The 22,263-nt window shown below is 34.3% G+C and carries 22 protein-coding genes and 2 tRNA genes; 10 read left to right on the top strand and 14 right to left on the bottom strand.

Annotated features, from left to right (window positions below; all coding sequences use genetic code 11):
• The first annotated feature begins 5 nt into the window (after positions 1–5).
• Positions 6–2,135: an AAA family ATPase gene (locus tag GQ594_RS05805; RefSeq protein WP_160400658.1), complete on the top strand. Its 2,130-nt coding sequence runs from the start codon at positions 6–8 to the stop codon at positions 2,133–2,135.
• 156 nt (positions 2,136–2,291) lie between these two features.
• Here the strand turns inward: GQ594_RS05805 and GQ594_RS05810 are convergent, their stop codons facing one another.
• The 3 genes from GQ594_RS05810 to GQ594_RS05820 are packed head-to-tail and all read right to left on the bottom strand — an operon-like array spanning position 2,292 to position 4,710.
• A complete protein-coding gene (locus GQ594_RS05810; protein WP_160411752.1) occupies positions 2,292–2,864 on the bottom strand; it encodes a manganese efflux pump MntP in 573 nt (190 codons plus the stop codon).
• A gap of 30 nt (positions 2,865–2,894) precedes the next feature.
• Complete coding sequence (locus GQ594_RS05815; protein WP_160400660.1) at positions 2,895–3,512, bottom strand: tetratricopeptide repeat protein; 618 nt, start codon at positions 3,510–3,512, stop codon at positions 2,895–2,897.
• A gap of 34 nt (positions 3,513–3,546) precedes the next feature.
• Positions 3,547–4,710, bottom strand: a complete 1,164-nt coding sequence (locus tag GQ594_RS05820) for a bifunctional tRNA (adenosine(37)-C2)-methyltransferase TrmG/ribosomal RNA large subunit methyltransferase RlmN (RefSeq protein WP_160411814.1) — start codon at positions 4,708–4,710, stop codon at positions 3,547–3,549.
• Positions 4,711–4,917: 207 nt separating this feature from the next.
• Here GQ594_RS05820 and GQ594_RS05825 point away from each other — a divergent pair, with 207 nt between their 5' ends.
• Positions 4,918–5,589, top strand: a complete 672-nt coding sequence (locus tag GQ594_RS05825) for a M15 family metallopeptidase (protein WP_160411751.1) — start codon at positions 4,918–4,920, stop codon at positions 5,587–5,589.
• A 6-nt stretch (positions 5,590–5,595) separates the two neighbouring features.
• Here GQ594_RS05825 and GQ594_RS05830 read toward each other — a convergent pair whose 3' ends face one another.
• Both GQ594_RS05830 and GQ594_RS05835 read right to left on the bottom strand, forming a co-directional pair.
• The gene (locus GQ594_RS05830; RefSeq protein WP_160411750.1) at positions 5,596–6,891 is read right to left on the bottom strand and encodes an ATP-binding protein; all 1,296 of its coding nucleotides are present in this window, start codon (positions 6,889–6,891) and stop codon (positions 5,596–5,598) included.
• Positions 6,892–6,909: 18 nt separating this feature from the next.
• Positions 6,910–7,590, bottom strand: a complete 681-nt coding sequence (locus tag GQ594_RS05835) for a response regulator transcription factor (RefSeq protein WP_160411813.1) — start codon at positions 7,588–7,590, stop codon at positions 6,910–6,912.
• A gap of 494 nt (positions 7,591–8,084) precedes the next feature.
• On the opposite strand from GQ594_RS05835, the gene GQ594_RS05840 reads away from it, so the two are divergent.
• A tRNA-His gene (locus tag GQ594_RS05840) sits at positions 8,085–8,160 on the top strand.
• A gap of 22 nt (positions 8,161–8,182) precedes the next feature.
• Positions 8,183–8,259, top strand: a tRNA-Pro gene (locus GQ594_RS05845).
• A gap of 251 nt (positions 8,260–8,510) precedes the next feature.
• On the opposite strand, the gene GQ594_RS05850 is transcribed toward GQ594_RS05845, so the two are convergent.
• A complete protein-coding gene (locus tag GQ594_RS05850) occupies positions 8,511–8,729 on the bottom strand; it encodes a hypothetical protein (protein ID WP_160411749.1) in 219 nt (72 codons plus the stop codon).
• Positions 8,730–9,060: 331 nt separating this feature from the next.
• Here GQ594_RS05850 and asd point away from each other — a divergent pair, with 331 nt between their 5' ends.
• On the top strand, positions 9,061–10,164 hold the full coding sequence (gene asd / locus GQ594_RS05855; protein ID WP_160411748.1) for an aspartate-semialdehyde dehydrogenase: 1,104 nt from the start codon (positions 9,061–9,063) through the stop codon (positions 10,162–10,164).
• A 58-nt stretch (positions 10,165–10,222) separates the two neighbouring features.
• Here the strand turns inward: asd and GQ594_RS05860 are convergent, their stop codons facing one another.
• From GQ594_RS05860 to nagB, 3 genes are read right to left on the bottom strand one after another with little or no spacing between them, the layout of a single operon-like run.
• Positions 10,223–11,449, bottom strand: coding sequence for an ROK family protein (locus tag GQ594_RS05860; RefSeq protein ID WP_160411747.1), 1,227 nt, complete (start codon positions 11,447–11,449; stop codon positions 10,223–10,225).
• A gap of 35 nt (positions 11,450–11,484) precedes the next feature.
• Positions 11,485–12,627 (bottom strand): N-acetylglucosamine-6-phosphate deacetylase, encoded by a 1,143-nt coding sequence (nagA, locus tag GQ594_RS05865; protein WP_160411746.1) that lies wholly within the window; start codon positions 12,625–12,627, stop codon positions 11,485–11,487.
• Between the two features lie 11 nt (positions 12,628–12,638).
• On the bottom strand, positions 12,639–13,445 hold the full coding sequence (gene nagB / locus GQ594_RS05870) for a glucosamine-6-phosphate deaminase (RefSeq protein ID WP_160411745.1): 807 nt from the start codon (positions 13,443–13,445) through the stop codon (positions 12,639–12,641).
• A 249-nt stretch (positions 13,446–13,694) separates the two neighbouring features.
• On the opposite strand from nagB, the gene nagE reads away from it, so the two are divergent.
• The gene (nagE, locus tag GQ594_RS05875) at positions 13,695–15,188 is read left to right on the top strand and encodes an N-acetylglucosamine-specific PTS transporter subunit IIBC (RefSeq protein WP_160411744.1); all 1,494 of its coding nucleotides are present in this window, start codon (positions 13,695–13,697) and stop codon (positions 15,186–15,188) included.
• Between the two features lie 255 nt (positions 15,189–15,443).
• Here nagE and tusC read toward each other — a convergent pair whose 3' ends face one another.
• The 3 genes from tusC to fkpA are packed head-to-tail and all read right to left on the bottom strand — an operon-like array spanning position 15,444 to position 17,020.
• Complete coding sequence (tusC, locus tag GQ594_RS05880; protein ID WP_337189518.1) at positions 15,444–15,851, bottom strand: sulfurtransferase complex subunit TusC; 408 nt, start codon at positions 15,849–15,851, stop codon at positions 15,444–15,446.
• Positions 15,811–16,146, bottom strand: a complete 336-nt coding sequence (gene tusD / locus GQ594_RS05885) for a sulfurtransferase complex subunit TusD (RefSeq protein WP_442903578.1) — start codon at positions 16,144–16,146, stop codon at positions 15,811–15,813. Before tusD ends, tusC begins: the two co-directional genes overlap by 41 nt.
• A gap of 49 nt (positions 16,147–16,195) precedes the next feature.
• Positions 16,196–17,020 (bottom strand): FKBP-type peptidyl-prolyl cis-trans isomerase, encoded by an 825-nt coding sequence (gene fkpA, locus GQ594_RS05890; RefSeq protein ID WP_160411741.1) that lies wholly within the window; start codon positions 17,018–17,020, stop codon positions 16,196–16,198.
• 231 nt (positions 17,021–17,251) lie between these two features.
• Here fkpA and fabZ point away from each other — a divergent pair, with 231 nt between their 5' ends.
• From fabZ to rnhB, 4 genes are read left to right on the top strand one after another with little or no spacing between them, the layout of a single operon-like run.
• Positions 17,252–17,698: a 3-hydroxyacyl-ACP dehydratase FabZ gene (fabZ, locus tag GQ594_RS05895; protein WP_160400678.1), complete on the top strand. Its 447-nt coding sequence runs from the start codon at positions 17,252–17,254 to the stop codon at positions 17,696–17,698.
• A 45-nt stretch (positions 17,699–17,743) separates the two neighbouring features.
• On the top strand, positions 17,744–18,523 hold the full coding sequence (gene lpxA / locus GQ594_RS05900) for an acyl-ACP--UDP-N-acetylglucosamine O-acyltransferase (RefSeq protein ID WP_160411740.1): 780 nt from the start codon (positions 17,744–17,746) through the stop codon (positions 18,521–18,523).
• Positions 18,523–19,674, top strand: coding sequence for a lipid-A-disaccharide synthase (gene lpxB, locus GQ594_RS05905; RefSeq protein WP_160411739.1), 1,152 nt, complete (start codon positions 18,523–18,525; stop codon positions 19,672–19,674). The genes lpxA and lpxB overlap by 1 nt, the downstream gene beginning before the upstream one ends.
• Entirely contained in the window at positions 19,668–20,258 is a 591-nt protein-coding gene (rnhB, locus tag GQ594_RS05910) for a ribonuclease HII (RefSeq protein ID WP_160411738.1), read from the top strand. The genes lpxB and rnhB overlap by 7 nt, the downstream gene beginning before the upstream one ends.
• Positions 20,259–20,260: 2 nt before the next feature.
• Here the strand turns inward: rnhB and GQ594_RS05915 are convergent, their stop codons facing one another.
• On the bottom strand, positions 20,261–20,860 hold the full coding sequence (locus GQ594_RS05915) for a YiiX family permuted papain-like enzyme (RefSeq protein WP_160400682.1): 600 nt from the start codon (positions 20,858–20,860) through the stop codon (positions 20,261–20,263).
• A 108-nt stretch (positions 20,861–20,968) separates the two neighbouring features.
• On the bottom strand, positions 20,969–22,258 hold the full coding sequence (locus tag GQ594_RS05920; RefSeq protein WP_160411737.1) for an NAD(P)/FAD-dependent oxidoreductase: 1,290 nt from the start codon (positions 22,256–22,258) through the stop codon (positions 20,969–20,971).
• Positions 22,259–22,263 lie beyond the last annotated feature (5 nt).

Genomic DNA, 22,263 nt, shown 5'->3' on the forward strand with positions numbered 1-22,263 from the left:
GCATAATGTTATTAGTTAGAGGGCGTGAATATTTAGCGCAGTATCCTAATTTTACTTTAGTTGGCAGGGAGCATGATTTAGAACGAATATCGTCTATTCTTATTCGAAAATCATCCAACTCACTTTTATTAACAGGACCTGCAGGGGTAGGTGTTTCAATGCTTACCCTTGGTTTACAAGCTATTAAAAGTAGCCCCGATACACCGTTTGATTTGATTGTAAAAAAGCTATTTTGGTTGAATTGTGATGCACTATTTTCGAGTGGTGACAGCGCTAAGATTAATAATGAGTTTCAAAGTATCTTAAAAAAGTTAAAGCAAACGCCTGAATCTGTGCTAATTATTACCGATACGGCTAATTTTTTAGAGGGAGCACATAATACAGGTAATGCTCATTTTATCAATGCGTTAAATAACGCCGATAAATCAAGTAATTTTCAAGTTATTTTAGAAGTGCGAGACGATAAGCTTAGTAGTGTATTAAAAGCTAGTACCAAAATGCCAGAACTTTACACACTTTACGATGTTAAAGAACCGGTGGGAGATGATTTGAAAGCGATTGTCTCAGTGGTAGCAAAAGACCTTTCTGAACATCATAAAATTCAAATTACTGAAGATGCTATTGATGAAGCTATACACTTAACCAGTAAGTATCGTGATAGTTTAGGTTTGGGAGGAGCACAACCTCAAAGAGCAATTTCATTGCTAGATCGCGCACTGGCTAGTTACCGACAACTTACGCATAAACAGCATCCTAAAATTGTTGAATTAATGGATAAGATTGCAAAAAGTACTAATGAAGTGGAACAACAAGATTTGCAACAACAACTTGAGCAATGGCAAAAAGATTGGCAAGAATTAAAGTCAGAAATTAATAAAACTTATCAATATCAACGTGATGCTGAAACATTACGTTTCCAATTGCAAGATGAAATCACTCAATTGCAAGAAGAAGAGGATAACAGCAATAATTCACAACCAACTACCATAAAGACATTTGCTCAATTTACTGCTGGTGGATTTGATTCGCCTGCAGTGGCTAAATTAAAAGAAAAGATTCGACAAATCGATACAGAAATTGCTCAGAATAACAATCAACATCAAAAATTGGTGATGTTAGCCAATAAAGATTTGAGGCTTAATCGTCAAGAGGTGATTACTGAATTTAGTAAAGTTTCAGGAATTCCTGCAAATAAACTTGATGAAAATGAAGTTGAAAATTTGATTAATTTGGAAGCAAATTTATTATCACGAATCTTTGGTCAAGATAGTATTGTTAAACATGTTGCTAATTCAGTAAAAGTTGCTAAAGTCGATGAACTAGAAGAATCAGGTCCTGCGATGTCCTACTTGTTTTTAGGGCCATCAGGGGTGGGTAAAACCGAAATGGCTAAAGCATTAGCGAAGTATGTCTATGGTGATGAAAAGTCATTAGTTCGTTTTGATATGTCTGAATACATGGAAAAACACGCTGTCGCTAAATTGATTGGTGCACCACCAGGATATGAAGGATTTGAAGCTGGCGGTATATTAACTAACTCAGTTAGAGCAAAACCCGTTGGTATCTATCTATTTGATGAGATAGAAAAGGCTCATCCTGATGTATTTAATATCTTTTTGCAGATTTTGTCAGATGGTCGGTTAACCGATAATGTTGGTCGAACAGTCGATTTTTCTGATATTATGATTATTATGACTTCAAATATCGGACAACCTTACTATTTAGATCCTAACCTTACAGATGAAGAAGCTCGTGGATTGGCGACAAATGAACTCAATAATACTTATCGTTCGGAATTACTTAATCGGTTTAATGGTCGTGAAAATATTCTCCATTTTAAACGTTTGCCTATGGAAGTAATTGAGCAGATTATTTGTCGCGAAATTAATAAGTTGAATCAAGCATATCAGCATCGAGGTTTTACTATAGAAATATCTGATTCTAGTATAAGTGCATTTTGCCATGATCATTACGATTTAATTCGTGGTGCTAGGGGATTACCTGGTTATATTAAAACGAATATTAGGCCATTTATCGTAAATCATATTTTACAAAACCCTAATGATAAAGGTATATTCAGTGCAGTTTATAATCAACAAACCCATAGCTTTGATATGACATTTTGTAAAATTTAAAAAAGTATGAAATAGATTTTTTTATAAACTGTTACCAATAAGGTAACAGTTTATTTCTAAATTAGTATGGTTTACTTTAATTTTATCTTTTAACTAGTTGAAAAATTATAATACTTTTTAAGATAAAAGGTGTCATTAGATAAAGAGAGAAAAAGGCTAATTAATTAGATGTTGATAAAGAGTGATTACACCGATCGAAATAAGCACTATCCCACCCAAAAACTCAGCCCGTTTACCAATTAAACAGCCCATTTTTTTCCCTAGCAATAATCCAATCGTCACCATAATACACGTTGCTATCCCAATCATTCCTGCTGCAAAATAAATATTAACACTTGCTAATGCTAACCCTACGCCGACAGCAAATGCGTCGATACTGGTTGATATTGCCGTAAAAATTAACATCAAAAACGATTTTTTAGATGATACACTTTCATCATCTTGGCAATCATCTGGCTTTTTAAAGCTGTTATAGATCATGTTAGTACCTAAAAATAGCATAACAGCAAAAACAACCCAATGATCCCATTGCTCAACATATTGAAGTGCGATATAACCAACTAACCAACCAAGTAATGGTGTAATAGCCTCGACAATACCAAATAAGATACCAACTTTTAAAGCACCTAAAAACGGCATTGATTTAAGTGATATTCCCCGACATACAGCGACAGCAAAGGCATCGGTTGACATAGCCAGTGCCAGTAATAAAATAGCAAAAAAACTCATGACATATACTCTTGCTTTAAATTATTGTGATTATTTATTTTTTATTATAGAAAATAAATAATTTGCGATTTTTATATCGCCTTTATTTTGATAAAGTTCAGCTGTTTTTTTTACATTTTCTCGACGGTTTGCATCGTATTGAAAAAGTTGCTTAAACATCAAATCAGCTGTTTTTCGATCATTGTTTTGGATTGCACAATAGCCATACTGTTCATAAGCATCGGCTTTCCAACGGTGGCGATCTAAATCAAGACTTTGTTGAAATTGTTTTTTAGCCTCTTGATAACGCTCTCGTCCGCATAAAAAAGATCCGTAATGAACATGATATAATCCGTTACCTGGTTGCATTAGTGTAATGCGTTCGTAAATCATTTCGGCTTCGTTATATTCACCCACATGTTGATCAAACATAGCCATCGCCAACATGACTTGAGGATTGTTTGGTGAGTATTGCGCTGCTAATTTTAGATTATAATGTGCTGCTTTAACGTTTTCTTCTGATTCATTTGCTTTAGCAAGATAACCCAACCCAAGTCGCATTCTTGCTAAAGCGGCTTTTTCTGGGTCAAATTCATCACTATTTTTCATTTGACAGCCCGATAGTATGATTATCAAAAAACAGCTAAATATAATTAACAGTTTTTTCATTTATCCTTCCTTTTTTCTTTATACAAATGTAGTCTTATGTAGTTTGTTGAATAATGTTTTGTTTTTTATAAAGAGTTCTTTTTGTACGATCAACAACCTCACCAGCTAATTGACCGCATGCGGCATCGATATCATCTCCACGTGTTTTACGGACAATGACTGTAAATCCATATCCCATTAATGTTTTCATAAAACGATCAATACGAGTATTTGAACAACGTGAATAAGGTGCGCCAGGAAACGGGTTCCAAGGAATTAAATTAATTTTACTAGGTACATTTTTTAGAAATGTAGCAAGTTCATGAGCATGCTCAACGCTATCGTTAATTTGATTAAGTAGTACATATTCAATCGTTACCTTACCGTGATTTGCATTTGAAGTAGAAAGATAACGCAAAATAGAATCACGTAACATTGCCATGTTATATTTTTGATTTATTGGCATAATTTCACTACGAATCTTATCATTTGGTGCATGAAGTGAGATAGCTAATGCAACATCAATCATACCTGCCAATTTATCCAAAGCTGGAACAACACCAGATGTAGAAAGGGTTACTCGCCTTTTGGATAAACCATAGCCAAAATCATCTAACATAATTTCCATGGCGGGGGCAACATTAGATAGATTGAGTAATGGTTCACCCATTCCCATCATAACTACATTGGTAATAGGTCTATCGGCTAATTTTCCCGTTACACCAATCGCATTTGATGCACGCCATACTTGACCAATAATTTCAGAGACCGTTAAATTTCGATTAAACCCTTGTTGAGCTGTTGAGCAAAATTTACACTCTAATGCACAACCTACTTGTGACGAAACACACAACGTTGCTCGATCTCGTTCAGGTATATAAACAGACTCGATCATCTGGTTATTACCCACATCAAGAGCCCATTTTATTGTGCCGTCAGATGAACGTTGTTCTATGGCAATTTTTGGAGCTTTAATTTCTGTCAAAGTTTTTAATTGTTCTCGTAGTTTTTTGTTGATATCGGTCATTTGATCGAAATCATCTATTCCAAAGTGATAAATCCATTTCATCACTTGATCGGCTCTAAATGGCTTTTCGCCTAGTGAAATAAAAAATTCTCTTAATTGCTTGCGCGTAAAATTGAGTAAATTTATTTTTTCGTTACTTGGATTCATTGTTGTTAGGTTCATTGTGTTTGGAGAGTCTGAACAAGCAGACATGTTGGATGTACATGATGTTGACATAAGGCCTCGTTTTTACACATTATGGCTATTTCAATTTTTAGGGAAAAGATTATACTGGTTTTTACCTTATCTTGCTATTAAAGAATCGATGTAATATTTAAGATGAAAATAATACCAACAAAATTAAATATATTTTTTATTTTAATTCAGACAGTAACATTACTTTTCTATTCGAGTTTTACTATGGCACAAACAATTCCATTAAATAAACTAACCGGGCAATTTGATGAAAAAAAGGACAGTGATTTTGTTGCATTGGACTCGACCGAATTACTTGTTAATAAAAAAGGAATGTACCTGCAAAGAGAAGCAACTGAGCAGTTAATAAAGGCTTTTAAAGACTTTAGAAGTACGCATCCAAATATTCCTTTTATAGTGGTAAGTGCAACGCGTAATTACACTTACCAAAATGGAATTTGGCAACGAAAATGGGATACTTTATCAGCTAAATTCAACGATCCCCAAAAAATTGCCGAGGAAATTTTAAAATATTCATCAATGCCTGGTACATCAAGGCATCATTGGGGGACTGATGTTGATATTACTAGCGTTTCTTCGGAATATTTTAGAAATGATAAAAAAGGAATTATTCTTTATAAATGGCTTCAAGAGAATCTACCAAAATATGGTTTTTGCCAAGCATTTAATAGTGGTAGAAAAGGCGGATACCAACTTGAAGAATGGCACTGGTCATATCAGCCCATTGCTAGCCAATATATTACGCAATATAAAGCCATATTAGAGAGTGATCCAAACGCTATCATGAAAACATTAAACTTTATTGGTCACGATAAAATCAGACTAGAAAGCTTAGTTAAAGAGTATGTATTAACTGTTAATAACGATTGTTACTAACTCTTATTAAAGCTTTCTCCAATAAGGTAAACATATTGTTACAATAAGTCCTCCACCATCACGATTTGTTGCTTGAATAGTACCGTTATGCATAATAACGGTCTTTCTTGCTATCGCAAGTCCTAATCCATAACCTTTACCCAATTGAGGAGACTGAATACGGACAAATGGTTCAAAGATACTGGATAATTTATTTTCTTCAACACCAGGACCACGATCTTTAACTTCAATTTGTAAATATTTACCTGTTTCTTTTAACGAAACGTCTACAGCTTGTCCAGATGTTGAAAAACGAATAGCATTACGAATAATGTTTTCAACTGCACGCCGAATTTGCTCTGAATTCCCTTTAACAATAGAATGAGTTATCGGTGATAAATTGAAATGTACATCAATTAACTGATGATTAGCTTCATAATTAGCATCATTTATCACCACGCTAATTAAGTCTTTTAAATCAAAATACTCATCGGTACGATTATTCATTTCTGCACGAGAATAATTTAGAATCTCTCCAATCAACTGATCTAACCGTTCTGATTCTAATTCAATTCTAGCTAAAGCTGTATCAATATTTTGTTTATTCTGTTGAGCAAGTCCAATTGCTAACTGCAAACGAGCTAGTGGAGTTCTAAGTTCATGAGAAACGTCATGAAGAAGGGATTGACGATCAGAGAGCAAAATATTGAGTTGTTCAACCATCATATCAAAATCTTTACCAAGCTCACTTAATTCGTCGCGACGAGGTTTTAATTTATTGAACAATCTAACAGAAAGATCACCTTGGGATACTCTAAAAAAACCTTGCCTTAATAGTCTCATTGGTCTGGTTAAGTTCCAAGCTAAAAAAAGGCTAAAAACAAGGCCAACACATATTCCAAGTAATACAATTGTCATTGGCATATTGAATAATGCTTTTGTATCATGATTATCCTTATCCTCTTTAAATGAAACTGAATAAAGCGTTCCGTCTGGCGCTGCGGCCATGCGTTGATAAGCATATGTTGGAGTTTCTAATTCATCGTTCAGAATATTGACTTGCTCATTAAATGGGGAAACTAATTTTATTGACAGTAAAGTTTTTTCTCGCTCAGGTAAGTGTGCTATAAAATTAAGTGTTTCATCTTCACCTGCCACATGTAATAACTGAGCAATCATATCGACTTTTGTCGGCATATGATTGAGGAATCTTTGATTTTTATTTCCTACATAAATAGAAAATGCAATCCAAGTTAACTGGAAGGTAAGATAAAAAATAACCCCAAATATAATAAGTATTTTCCAAAATAATCGACGATTCATATCAAGCCTATTAGGTCATTAACGGATACGGTAACCGACAGCTCGAATAGTCTCTATCGCTACATCATTTTGTGCAATTTGGTGTAGTTTTTGACGAATATTACTAATGTGCACATCGACACTCCGATCGTAAAGCTCACGAGCTCTACCTAATCCGACTTCAGATAGCTCTTCTTTCGTAACGACTCGTTCGTTATGTTTTACAAGTAATACTAACAAATTAAACTCGGTTGACGTTAAGTCAATAACTTGTCCATTCCAAGTACATAATCGTTGTGGTAAATCTAATGTTAAACCGTTAAAATGGTATTTTTTATCATCGACCGTTTCTACTGCACGTTCATCAAATCGGCGTAGAACAGCACGTAGTCTTGCTAATAATTCACGAGGATAACATGGTTTAGGGATATAATCGTCAGCACCTAATTCTAATCCTAAAACGCGATCGATATTATCGCCTTTAGCCGTTAGCATAATAACAGGCATATTACATTGTTGACGTATACTTTTAAGAACATCAATTCCATTAATATCAGGTAACATTACATCTAAAATTGCAGCACGATATTTTCCTGATAATGCTTCATTAATGCCATCTTTACCCAAATAAACACTTTTGATGTTAAAACCTTCATTAGTCAAATATTCGCTAAGCATTTGTGATAATTCGACATCATCATCAATTAATAAAATATTTATCATAATTGCCACCATAATTTAATTTAGGTCTTTACATTATTGCAATAATAAAAAAAAGTCAGGTATTTTTACTAAAATATTACATATTTTAAACTATTCCTGATTATTTAATTTACTATCTAAGTATATAAGGAAGTTTAAGATTAATTTTATGTTTTAGTATATATTTCCAATTTTTTTAAAAAAATTGCCACTATCAGCTTATTTTATTTTACAAAAAATGCCATTCAGTCTTGAACAAAAATAAACTAAAAATCTATATCATTTGAAAAATAGTCTTACTATCTAGCACTATTATTAATAGTATGGAGATAAAAAATAAAACAACAAGTAGCATGAAATTTAATATTTACAAAATTTGATTGCAATTTAGCGTATTTCATTTATCAAATTTTATACCCTTAACGCTTTTTATGTAATCAATCAGTGTGTTTTTTTAAAATTGTGCTGGACAATATCATTTTTTATGCGTAATATTTCGTCCTGATTCTATGGTGGCTATAGCTCAGTTGGTAGAGCCCTGGATTGTGATTCCAGTTGTCGTGGGTTCGAATCCCATTAGCCACCCCATTTAGTAGAGAAAAAAATCTAACGGCGAGTAGCGCAGCTTGGTAGCGCAACTGGTTTGGGACCAGTGGGTCGGAGGTTCGAATCCTCTCTCGCCGACCATTACCACCTTTCAAAAACTTTTTTAACATCATTAAAAAATACTAAGTTATAGAATTCATCGAGACTAAAAGGGCGTGTTTAGACGCTATAAGATCGCTTTTTTGTATATTTTAAAAATAAAGAAACAAAAAATGATGTAGAAGAAAAGTTAAAAATGCTATTAATTGTAGGATTTACTATTAATAATGTTTACATCTTTGTCATATATCCATATGCGCTAAATTAACAACCATTTGAATTTTATGATTAAGTTATTTATTTGAGTTCTTTTCAAGTTTTTTTATTCTTTTTCTTTCTTGTTTCTTTATTGCTCTTCTGTGTTTTTTATTATGTTCTTTATTATTTAATCGTTTTATATTTTGTTCATCTTCACAATTATACATTTGATTATTTTGAATAATAATAAATAAAACATCTGGCAAAATATATAAAATAGACAACTTTTTTACTCTGTATGTGCCAACATGCACGAAGAAGTATTCCAACTAACAAAAATGTTAGACACATATAACCTGCTTATAAATAAGTCGGCTAATAATCTGATCATTATGAAAAAATAAAATAGATAAAATGAATCAAAATTTTAGCATAATAAATAAAATTATTCAGAAAAAGCATTTGGTACAGATGATGATTCTTTTTTTGTTCGTTATTGTCGTTGTTTTGTGTTTCAATATATAACACCACGTTATTATTTACTCCTATCTAAAAATAATTCTTATCTTACTTGTTTTATGGTGATATTTTGTTTTAATAGATAAAATATTGCTTTATATAACCTCTACTTATTGGAAATAAATTATGAAAAATGTTGGTTTTGTCGGTTGGCGTGGAATGGTGGGCTCTGTGCTTATGCAACGTATGGTTGAAGATCATGATTTTGATTATATCAATCCTGTTTTCTTTTCTACTTCTCAAGCGGGTCAAGCAGCCCCAACTTTTGGTGGAAAAACAGGTATATTACAAAGCGCAGATAATATTGATGCTTTAAAGGCATTAGATATTATTGTCACTTGCCAAGGTGGTGATTATACCTCAGAGATTTATGCAAAATTACGCGCAACAGGTTGGCAGGGGTATTGGATTGATGCAGCTTCAACGTTACGAATGGAAGATGATGCAATTATCGTTCTTGATCCTGTAAACAAAACTAACATTTATACAGCTTTAGATAGCGGTATTAAAACTTTTGTAGGTGGTAACTGTACGGTTAGCTTGATGTTAATGTCATTAGGTGGGTTATTTGCTGAAAATCTTATTGATTGGGTTTCTGTTTCGACTTATCAAGCGGCATCTGGTGGTGGTGCTCGCCATATGCGTGAACTATTAACGCAAATGGGTATGCTAAATGCCGAAGTAGCAAAAGAGTTACAAGATCCGTATTCCTCTATTTTGGATATTGAACGTAAAGTGACGCAAAAGATGCGCGATGGTAGCTTGCCTACAGATAATTTTTGCGTACCGCTTGCAGGAAGTTTAATTCCTTGGATCGATAAAGCGCTAGATAATGGACAAAGTAAAGAAGAGTGGAAAGGACAGGCTGAAACCAATAAAATTTTGGGAACAAGTCAGATTATTCCTGTTGATGGACTTTGTGTCCGTATTGGAGCTTTGCGTTGTCATAGTCAATCGTTTACGATTAAATTGAAAAAAGATATTAGTGTGCCAGAAATTGAAAAACTTCTGGCTACGCACAATGATTGGGTAAAAGTTGTTCCTAATGATCGCGAAATTTCAATGCGTGAATTAACCCCAGCCGCTGTTACTGGTACGTTAACTACACCTGTCGGGCGTTTACGTAAATTGAATATGGGGAAAGATTATTTGTCTGCCTTTACTGTAGGTGATCAACTATTATGGGGTGCTGCAGAACCGCTGCGTAGAATGTTACGCATTTTGGCTTGATTAAAAAAGCCCAAATTGTCGGGCTTTTTTATAGTTTACATATGATAAGGTATACTAACTATAGATTATCTTCAAGTAGTGTCATCAGTAGCGAACCATTAAATAAAGCTTGTTGTACTAATGCAAATGCGCCAATTGCTGACTTATCATCTAGCTGTGAGCAAGTGATGGTAAGATTTTTTCGTAGCCCCTCTAAACTTTGCGCATTTAGAGCACTATTTACTGCATTTAATAGAATTTCGGGCGATTTGATGATTTCACCAGCTAATACAATTCGTTGTGGGTTGAAAATATTAACCATAATGGCAACTGCTCTGCCAAGATTTTCGCCAGCATCTTTGACGAGTTTTATAGCTAGTTCATCTCCTTGGTTTGCATATTGACAGATATGATTGATATTGCACTGCTCGGCATTAAGTTTTGAAATATAACCTTGTTCAATCATCTGCTTAGCACGGTGTTCAATGGCTTTATTAACGACACGATTTTCTAAGCAGCCGAAGTTACCGCAATGGCAACGTTCACCTAATGCATCAACTTGAATATGTCCCACTTCACAAGCACTTTGATTATGATTTGTCAGTAATTGCTGATTAACAATAACACCAGAGCCTACTCCCCGATGAACACGAATTAATATAGAATCATCAACATTTTGAGTTGATCCAAAATAACTTTCAGCTAATGCTAAGCTTTGAATATCATTCCCAACAAAAATAGAAACATTAAAATGTTTTTGTAGTACGTCAGCTAAAGCCCAGTCTTTTACTTGAATATGTGGTGTATAACGGACAATACCATTAACTGAATCAATTAAGCCTGGTAAAACAATGGATATTGCTACTAAAGATTTTATTTTTTTACTATTTTCTTGAATAAAACCTTCAATTAATGCAATTAAATAGTCTTGTACCTGTTGCTCGGTAAAGTTAGTAAGTGAATATCTTTTTGATACTAAACATTTTGCCCCTAAATCAAATAGCTCAATTGTGATATGTGAACGGCTTAATTGCACCGCAATAGCTTGATATTGTCCATATTTTGCTTCAATTGAAACAGCTGGGCGCCCGCCCGTTGATTGCTGAGCATCGACTTCTTTAATTAATTTCTTTTTAATCAGTTGACGGGTTATTTTGGTAATGCTTGCTGGCGCTAATTGACTGATTTCAGCTAATTGAATTCGAGAGAGTGGTGCTTGCTGAACAATCAAGCGATAAATCATTGCATAATTTAGTTGCTTGATTAATTCAGTATTACCCACTAAGTTCAGATAATTAAATGTCATATACTACTCAATATTTTTAACAATTATCTGATATTTTAGCGACTCATCTCTCCGTTAACAACTGTTTTAACGATCGAAAAATCACGGTTAAAAATAACAAGATTTGCAATTTTTCCTTCACTAATACTACCAAGCTCTTTATTTACACCGATTGCTTTGGCAGGGTAAAGTGTTGCCATTCTTAACGCTTCGTCTAATGCAATACCGACATATTCAACTGCATTCTTTACGGCTTCAATCATGGTTAACGATGAACCACCCAATGTGCCATTTTCATCAACACAGCGACCATCTTTATAATAAATGGTTTTACCGGCAAATATACCTGACTCTAAATTAGAAGCGGCAAGTAACATCGCATCAGTAATTAAAATTAAGTGATCTTGTTTGATTTTATGACTATTGCGAATATTTGCCCAACTAACATGTTGACCATCAGCAATAATACCGACATAAACGTCTGGCTCATCATAAATTGCACCAACCACACCAGGTTCTCGCCCAGAAATATAAGGCATAGCATTAAATAAATGTGTTCCTAAACGAATACCATCATTAAACCCTCGACGGCAGTCATCATAATGACCATTGGAATGACCAACCGAAACGTGAATACCTGCGTTAACCAATTGCTTGATGAAATGGCTTTCAACTCTTTCTGGTGCTAAGGTAATGATTTTAATCACATCAGCATTTTCGCAAAGGAAATCAATCATTTCTTGTGATGGTTGTCGAATAATATTTTCATCATGAATTCCCTTTTTTTCAGGGCTGATATAAGGTCCTTCAAGATGCAAACCAAGAGCTTGATTAGGGTGCTTAGTTAAGTATTCACGCATCACGTTAACTGCCTTTATCATAAACTCATCAGTTGATGTAATTAATGTAGGCAAATAGCTAGTACAACCAGAAATGATATTTGTGGCTTGCATCGTTTCTAATGTTTCAACGCTCAGTGCATCAAGCGTTTCATTAAATTGCACACCACCACAACCATTAACTTGGATATCAATAAACCCAGGCGCAACGATTGCGCCTTGTAGATTTTCAATCTTGATATCTGTAGGTAATTCGTTTTGTTTACAGACTTTTGTAATTTTATCACCGTCAATAATAACAGCGTGGTTATCAAGGATTTCATAACCTGTATAAAAACGGCAATTTGTTAATGCATACATTGAATTATCCTTTATAAAACAGTCACTTTAAGATTATCAGCTTCCATTTGTTTAAAATATTTTAGTGTTTTCACTTTAAGATCATCAGTACTTGGTTCATCACAAACAATAATTGATGCTGGATGCATTTGTAGTGCAGTGACAGTCCAAAGGTGATTAACAGACCCTTCAACTCCAGCTTGTAATGCTAAACTTTTGTTATGACCACAAACTAATAAAATAACTTCCTGTGCATCCATTAAGGTTGCAACACCAATGGTTAACGCATGTTTTGGTACTTGATTCACGTCATTATCAAAAAAGCGTGAATTAGCAATGCGTGTATCTTCAGTTAATGTCTTGATGCGTGTACGTGAACAAAGTGAAGATCCTGGTTCATTAAAAGCAATATGCCCATCTTGACCTACACCTCCAACAAAGATATTTATTTTACCGTAAGCTTTGATCTTTGCTTCATATTGACGGCACTCTTGATCAATATCTGGCGCATTACCATTTAATATATGGATATTGTTTTTATCAATATCAATATGATTGAAAAAATTTTCGTACATAAATGTGTGGTAGCTTTGCGGATGATTTTCTGGAATGCCAACATATTCATCCATATTAAAGGTTACAACATGCTTAAAGCTGACGTTACCAGCTTTATATTGTTTAATCAATTGTTGATACATAACTAATGGTGAACTACCTGTTGGTAGCCCCAATAAAAAAGGACGATCTGCAGTAGGCTTAAACTCATTAATTTTATTAACAATGCGTTGTGCAACCCAAGCACCGACTTCTTGTGCATTTTCTAAAGGAATAAGTCTCATGTGGTGTTACCTCTTATGATATAATTAAAAACTTTTTTCTTAAAATAAAATATGTTGGCTTTATTTTACTATATTAAACCAATTAATCAAAAAAAATGGTGATTTAAATCACAAAAAAAGAACTATTAATTTGCGAAGTAAAATAAATAATATAGAGTGAAATAATAAGACTTAATTATCATCGCTTAACGATGTAAAATTTCATTACTTTTTATTATAACCCCCTAATAACTATATGAGGTTAAACTTATGGGAATTTTAGCTTATATGCAACGTATCGGGCGTTCATTGATGGTGCCTGTAGCAGTTCTACCTGCTGCAGCAATACTACTGGGGATCGGGTATTGGATCGATCCTGATGGATGGGGGCAAAATAGTATTGTTGCTGCCTTTTTAATTAAATCGGGTGGGGCTATTATTGATAATATGCCAATTTTGTTTGCTATTGGTGTTGCTTATGGCATGTCTAAAGATAAAGATGGTGCTGCTGCACTTTCTGGTTTGGTTGGATTTTTAGTCGTAACCACCTTGCTTTCTCCAAACTCTATTGCATTATTTAATGGTATTGACACAAAAGCAGATGATTGGTTAAAGCATGTTCCAGCGGCATATGGTAAGATAAATAACCAATTTATTGGTATTCTTGTTGGTATTATTGCAGCCGAACTTTATAATCGCTTTAGCCGGGTTGAATTACATAAAGCGCTATCTTTCTTTAGTGGAAAAAGACTAGTACCAATTGTTGTTTCAGTTGTGATGCTGTTAGTTTCAGCTGTTTTATATTTTATTTGGCCAACGATTTATGACGCACTAGTTGCTTTTGGTAAATATATTAAAGAATTAGGATCAGTGGGGGCTGGCATTTATGGATTTTTTAACCGCTTACTTATTCCAGTTGGTTTACACCATGCTTTAAATTCTGTATTTTGGTTCGATGTGGCTGGAATTAACGATATTCCTAACTTCCTAGGCGGACAAAAATCAATTGAAGATGGTCTAGCAACAGTTGGAATCACTGGTCGCTACCAAGCTGGATTCTTCCCTGTCATGATGTTTGGTCTGCCTGGTGCAGCGCTAGCTATGTACCATACAGCTAAAAAAGGCAATAAAGATAAAACAGCTTCAATTATGTTAGCGGCTTCCTTTGCTGCATTCTTTACTGGTGTAACTGAACCACTTGAATTTGCTTTTATGTTTGTTGCACCTGTACTTTATGTTTTACATGCAGTTTTAGCAGGTATCTCACTTTATATTGCAGCTGCAATGCAATGGATAGCAGGATTTGGCTTTAGTGCTGGCTTAGTCGATATGTTACTTTCAAGTCGTAATCCGCTTGCTGTCCATTGGTATATGTTAATCCTTCAAGGTCTAGTATTCTTTGTGGTCTACTATGTAGTATTCCGTTTTGTAATTGTAAAATTCAACCTTAAAACGCCGGGTCGAGAAGATGAAGATACGACTGTTTCGTCAACTGAAAGTACCCAGAAAAAACAAGTAATTGGCGATACATCTAAACTTGCTGAACAATATCTAGTGGTTGTTGGTGGGAAAGGAAACTTAACTAACATTGACTCTTGTATTACTCGCTTGCGTTTAGGTGTAAATGATTCAGAATTGGTTGATGAGCAAGCTGCTAAAGCACTTGGCGCTATGGCTGTAATTAAACTCGGTAAAACAGGTGTACAAATTATTGTTGGTACTCAGGCTGAAAAAATTGCCGATGAGATGAAAAAACTTGTTTAGTCAATCAGTAAAATAAGAACCAAGTTAAATAAAACTAACACAATAATCCACTTTATTTAAATAAGCAAAAATAGAGTGGATTGTTTATTTGATTTAACTTTATAGATCTTTTGCTCTATTTATAAACGCTACAATATATATTTTGATAAAAAACAACAAAATAAAAAATTCAATAAAATCAATAGCTTTCCTGACGAATTTTTGCTTAGATATAAGCTTGTTGTTGTGGTTTAAGATTTTTCTTTTGGCATAAAACTAGAATCGCAAAATTACATCTTTAGTCGTTAATAGTTGATTTAATAACTGGGTATTAATGATTTTACTCGGGATATTTCTGGCTATCTGGGTTAAGTTTCTTGATTTAAGTGAAGATTCACAGACATACACATCATCAATATCATAAAGTTCAAGCATATTTAATGTTGCAATATAATCCCGCATTAAAATGCTATCAGGTTGTTGATTTGGTAATAAATGAAAAACACCATCATCGACAAAAAAAACTGAAACTTGATTAATAGCTGATGTGGCCAATGCAATATCAAGAGCTTCTCGACCTTTGGCATTTCCATGAGGTGGAGAGTAGATAAGAATTGCTAATTTTTTCATTTCAGCCTTAATGTTAAAATTGAATGGTTCGATCGGTTGTTGCAATTGATTCACTAAGTTCACCAAGACCGGTTAATTGAAAATAATCTGCAAGATTGTTTTTGATAACACCGCGTCGTTGCGCAGCTGCAACACAAATAGTTAATGTTAAGTTGTGTGTTTTTGCTAGTTCTTGCCAAGCTGAAACTAAATTAAACTCATCATTAGCAGGATCGGTATAGCTATTGCCATTATAAACGCCATCAGCATAAAAAAAGATATTTTTAATCATGTGAGAAGAGCTGGACAGTAAAGCTTGTGCAAATTGATATGCACAATAAGCAGATTGGGTCCCATAAGCAGGACCCATAATAATAAGCGTATAACTTAAAGAATCAATTAAGTGAGTGACCTGATTGTTATTCTGCTTTATCTGATTTTGATGATGATTTTTCTGTTGGTTCTTTATTTGTATCATTTTTATCGCCATCAATACCTAGTAATTCAACTTCAAATACTAATGTTGATGCAGGTTGAATTCCTGCTTTGCCTTCTTGACCAGGAATATTTTGATCGCCATAAGCTAGCTCTGGTGGTACAACAAGTTTGATTTTACCACCAACGCCAACTAATTGAATGCCTTCTGTCCAACCTTTTATTACACCACCAAGAGGAAATTTAGCAGGCTCTCCACGATCATAAGAACTATCAAATTTACGTCCATCAGTTAAAGTACCTGTATAATGAACAATAACTACGTCATCTTCGGTTGGGTGTCGATCTGAACCATTTTCTAAAATTTGATAAAGCAAGCCAGATTTAGTTTTTTTAACGCCGTCTTGTTTAGCAAATTCTTCACGGAACTTGTCCCCAGCAGTTGTGTTTTCGATTTTTTGTTTTTCAAAACGCGCTTGGCTTTCTTCTTGAATTCGTTTACCAAATGCATCTAAAACTGTTTTAACTTCATCTTTACTTAGTTGTGATGCACCGCTGAATGTTTCATTAAAACCGCTGATTAGATATTCTTGATCTGGTTTAATTTCATTTTGCTCTAAATTTTCTTTCATATATGTTGCAAACGAAGAACCTAATGCATAGGCTTCTTTTTGCGCATCAGTTGAAATTGTAATTTTATTTGTTTCAATAGTTGAACTACTTGTGTCGGATGATTTTTTATCATCACAACCAGCTAATGTTAATATAATTGCACTACTTATTAAGGTCATTTTAATTAATGATTTCATTCTACTTCTCCAAGTTAGAAATTCTTTTAGATAGTCAATTTGATTATTATATCTTATTTAGCAAAAGATAACATAGGGTTTGTAACTCATTTATTTTAGAAATTATATCACTGTATTGGTAATAAAATAAAATAAGCAATATTTTGCAATTGAAATCATCCTTGAGTGAAAGTGGTATCCTCAGTTATAATGCATAAAATTTATAGTAAATAATGTATAAGGATAGCTATTTTGACTACCGAACTTAATACCCTTGATGTTGAAGAAATCATCAGTTTGTTACCTCATCGTTATCCATTTTTAATGGTTGATCGCGTACTTAGTTATGAAAAAGGTAAAACATTAAAAGCCATCAAAAATGTCACGGTTAATGAGCCTTTCTTCCAAGGGCACTTTCCTAATAAACCCATTTTCCCTGGGGTATTAATTCTAGAAGCTATGGCGCAAGCAACAGGGATTTTGGCATTTAAGAGCATTGAAGAACTCTCACCTGGGCAGCTTTATTATTTTGCATCAATCGATAAAGCACGCTTTAAGCGTCCAGTTGTACCTGGCGATCAAATTGTGTTAGATGTTGAATATATCAAAGAACGTCGAGGCATTGCGCTATTCCATGGTGTTGCAACCGTTGATGGTAAGTTAGTTTGCGAAGCAGAAATGATGTGTGCTCGCAAATAACATCAATTTTTTAGAGTATATCCAAAGCAGTATTAAGGAACGGCTATGGCAACAGAAATACACCCTAGTTCAGTAATTGAAAAAGGGGCAAAGATTGGTGAAAACGTTAAAATTGGACCTTTTTGTTTTATTGGTGAACATGTTGAAATTGGTGATGGAACTTTTTTAAAATCGCATGTCGTCGTCAATGGGCATACCAAAATTGGTAAAGATAACCAAATTTATCAATTTGTTTCAATTGGCGAAGTAAACCAAGATTTAAAATATCGTGGAGAACCAACTCGCACAGAAATTGGCGATCGCAATATGATTCGCGAAAGTGTGACAATTCATCGTGGCACAGTTCAAGGAGGCGAGCTAACACGTATTGGTAGCGATAACCTATTGATGATTAATGCTCACGTTGCTCATGATTGTCATATTGGGAATCGCTGTATTTTAGCCAATAATGCGACGTTAGGCGGACATGTTCAATTAGATGATTATGTCATTATTGGTGGCATGACTGCTGTTCATCAATTTTGTGTGATTGGATCGCATGTTATGGTTGGTGGCTGTTCGGGCATTGCGCAGGATGTTCCGCCTTATGTTATAGCGCAAGGTAATCATGCCACTCCACATGGCGTCAATTACGAAGGTTTAAAACGTCGAGGGTTTAGTAAAGATGCTCTACAGGCGATTCGTAATACTTATAAAATCCTTTATCGAAATGGTTTGACGTTAGATGAAGCTAAAATTGAAATCGAAACCATTGCAAAGCAATATCCTGAAGTTCAACTGTTTGTTGACTTTTTTACGCGTTCTACGCGAGGCATTATCCGTTAATGACCAATAAACCATTAACTGTAGCTTTAGTCGCTGGTGAACCCTCTGGCGACATTCTTGGCGCAGGTCTAATTCGTTCACTCAAACATCATCATCCTAACATTTATTTTGTTGGTATTGCTGGTCCTAAAATGCAAGCCGAAGGCTGTGAAGCTTGGTATGAAATGGATGAGTTATCAGTGATGGGTATTGTTGAAGTCTTGGGGCGATTACGCCGCATTTTGGCAATTCGCAAAGATATTACTAGGCGTTTAATCGTACTTAAGCCAGATATATTTATTGGCATTGATGCACCTGACTTTAATCTTTCTTTAGAAGGCAAGTTAAAACAAGCAGGCATTAAAACAATCCATTATGTGAGTCCATCGGTTTGGGCTTGGAAACAAAAACGTGTATTCAAGATCAAACGTAATACCAACCTCATTTTAGCTTTTTTACCGTTTGAAAAAGCCTTTTATGATAAGTTTGATGTACCTTGTCGTTTTATTGGGCATAAAATGGCAGACGATATTCCACTTAATCCAGATCAAACAGCAATGCGTCAACAATTAGGTATCCCACTACATTGTCGTTGCTTAGCTTTATTGCCAGGTAGCCGTCATGCTGAAGTGACATTATTATCGGCTCCCTTTTTAAGAGCAGCACAGTTATTACGCCAACGCTACCCTGATTTACATATTTTAGTACCTTTAGTTAACGAAAAAAGGCGACAAGAGTTTGAGCAGATTAAAACAGACATTGCTCCCCAACTTGAAATGCAGTTATTAGATGGTCATGCTCGGGAAGCAATGATTGCAAGTAATGCGTCAATTTTGGCTTCGGGTACTGTGGCATTAGAATGCATGCTAGCTAAATGCCCAATGGTTGTTGGCTACAAAATGAAGCCTTTTACCTTTTGGCTTGCAAAAAAATTGATTAAAACACCTTATGTCTCATTACCGAATATTTTAGCGGGTAAAGAGATTGTGCCAGAATTATTACAACAAGATTGCACTCCTGAAAATATTGTTAATCACATTATCCCTTTTTTAGAAGGTGATAATTCAGAGCTAAAGCAGACATTTTTATCTTTGCATAATCAAATTCGTTGTAATGCTGATGAACAAGCCGCTAAAGCTGTACTTGATGTATTAAAGGAGCCACATTGCTAGAGTTTACCTATCCAGATGCCACATTAATTGCAGGGGTTGATGAAGTTGGACGAGGTCCACTTTGTGGTGATGTAGTTACCGCAGCGGTTATTTTAGATCCTAATAAATCAATAAAAGGGTTAACTGACTCCAAAAAACTGACTGAAAAAAAACGTGAACAACTGTTTGATATTATTAAACAAGATGCATTAGCTTGGTGTATTGCAAGAGCCTCGGTTGATGAAATTGATAAATTAAATATATTACATGCCACCATGCTTGCTATGCAGCGGGCAGTATCTGGATTACCCATAAAACCCAATTTTGTATTAGTTGATGGCAACCGTTGTCCTGATTTTGGTATTCAAACTCAAGCGGTTATTAAAGGGGATTTGTTGGTTGCAGAAATCAGCGCTGCTTCAATCCTAGCTAAAGTTACTCGTGATCGTGAAATGATTGAGTTAGATAAATTATATCCAAAATATGGCCTTGCTAAACATAAAGGCTACCCAACTAAAGCACATTTAGAGGCAATTGAGCAACATGGTGTTAATCATTTGTACCGAAAAAGTTTTGCACCAGTCAAAAATCTAACGTTATTTTAATATTACCATTGCTTATCAACTGTTGTTAGTAGTGGTGAATTAAACATAGAAACGGGTGAAATAACCGTTTCTTGATAGGGGATCCTATTTCCATAACGTTCTTTTATTTTTTGTTTAACTGCAGGCGATGAAAGATTGAACTCTTTGATAGTTTGCAATTGACCTATTTTTAATTTTAGGGCTCTATTATAGATTTTCCAAACTAATTCTGAGCAATAAATATAACGATCATCCCATCCGAACCAAATATCATATGGTTTATTTTCAAACGTTTGTGCAATTTTTTTTAAATTTCTAACATCATTATTCGACAGATTATGATCTTTTAAACGCTTAACTACATATTTTTTATTTTTACCACGAGCAATCCAACTATTTAGTGGCGTATAAACGACTTTGTTAGCTGCTTCAAAAACATATGGTTTGCCATTTTTAATTAAAATGATACCCATATGGCTATATGGCGAATTTGTTGCTTGTTCAACAGCCAGACTTTGTCTTGATTGTGAAGATTGAAAAATAATATCTCCATCTTTGGGTGTATAGCTAGCAATACTTATAAAACTAGCACTCAATAAGGTAAGCATAAAAATAAAACGCATTAGGTTTACCAAGAAAATTTACAATATATCGGAGTATAAAATAAGATAGCTACTTATAAAAGTGCATTTATAAGTAGCTATTGAAGAAAAAAAGAGGGAGAGAGTAAATTAGTCTTGATGAGTAAATATAGAAGCAAATTTATTTTTATATATTTCTTTACTCGCTTTAGCAAAGCGGATTGTTTTGACAATACCTAACAAACTTGCTTGATGCATACGATACAACAGACGATGGATCATTAAAGCAAAGAATCCTTTAACGTTCATTTCTCCTTTACCGGCAATTTTAACCACTCCTTGTGCGGTGTCGTGTAAAGAAATAATAGTACCATTATCTGTATATTTAAATGATTTCATTGGTTTATTATTTAATTTGTTAATAATGTTTTCATAACATATTTTTGCCATCTGATGCGCTGCTTGTGCCGTAGCGGGAGAAGCTTTACCGCTATCTTGCATTGCGTAAGCACAATCACCAATTACAAAAATATTATCATCACGTGTGGTTTGTAATGTTGGTTTAACAACAAGTTGATTAGAACGGCTTGATTCTAAACCTGCAATCTCCTTTAAAAAATCGGGTGCTTTTACCCCTGCGGTCCAGATCATAATATCTGCATTAATAGTATCGCCTTCTTTTGGATAAAAACCATCGCTTTCCGCTTTAGTTATCATGGTTTTAGTTAACACATGAATTCCACGTTTTTGTAAGGTTTTAGTAATACTTAGTGCTGTTTTTTCTGGTAATGCAGGTAAAATACGATCAGTTGCTTCAATAACCGATACATCCAGTAAGTCCGAACACATTTTATTACGCCCACAAGCACCAAATGTTTCAACCATGTGGGGTAATTCTGAAGCTAATTCAATACCAGTTGCTCCACCACCAACAATAGCAATACGGATTTTATCTTCATCTTTTGTTTGATTTTCATCAATAATTGAACAAAAACTTGCAAATTTTGCAATGAGAGTCTCACGTAAACGAATTGCAGCATTTTGGTCATCTAAAAAAATACAATGTTCTTTTACTCCTGGTGTTCCAAAATCGTTTGAAGTACTACCAATTGCTACAACTAAAATATCATATGGAACCGAAACAAATTCATCATTTGAGTTGTTAATAATAACTTGTTTTTCTTCACGATTAAGAGTGGTAAAAGCACCTTGAATAAATTGAAAAGCGTGTTGTTGACCTTGTGCAGTATAATTAATTCTATCTGCTTGTTCGTTTAAAACACCTGTGGCAACTTCATGTAATAAAGGTTTCCAAATATGATAGCTATTTTTATCTATTAGTGTAATTTCAGCTTGGTTTCCTTTTCCTAGTTTATCACCAAGGTCAGTTGCTAATTCTAATCCTCCTGCACCACCACCAATAATAATTATTCTTATCATATTTA

It is taken from the genome of Gilliamella sp. Pra-s52, assembly GCF_009795805.1.
In the GTDB taxonomy this organism is placed as follows: domain Bacteria; phylum Pseudomonadota; class Gammaproteobacteria; order Enterobacterales; family Orbaceae; genus Gilliamella.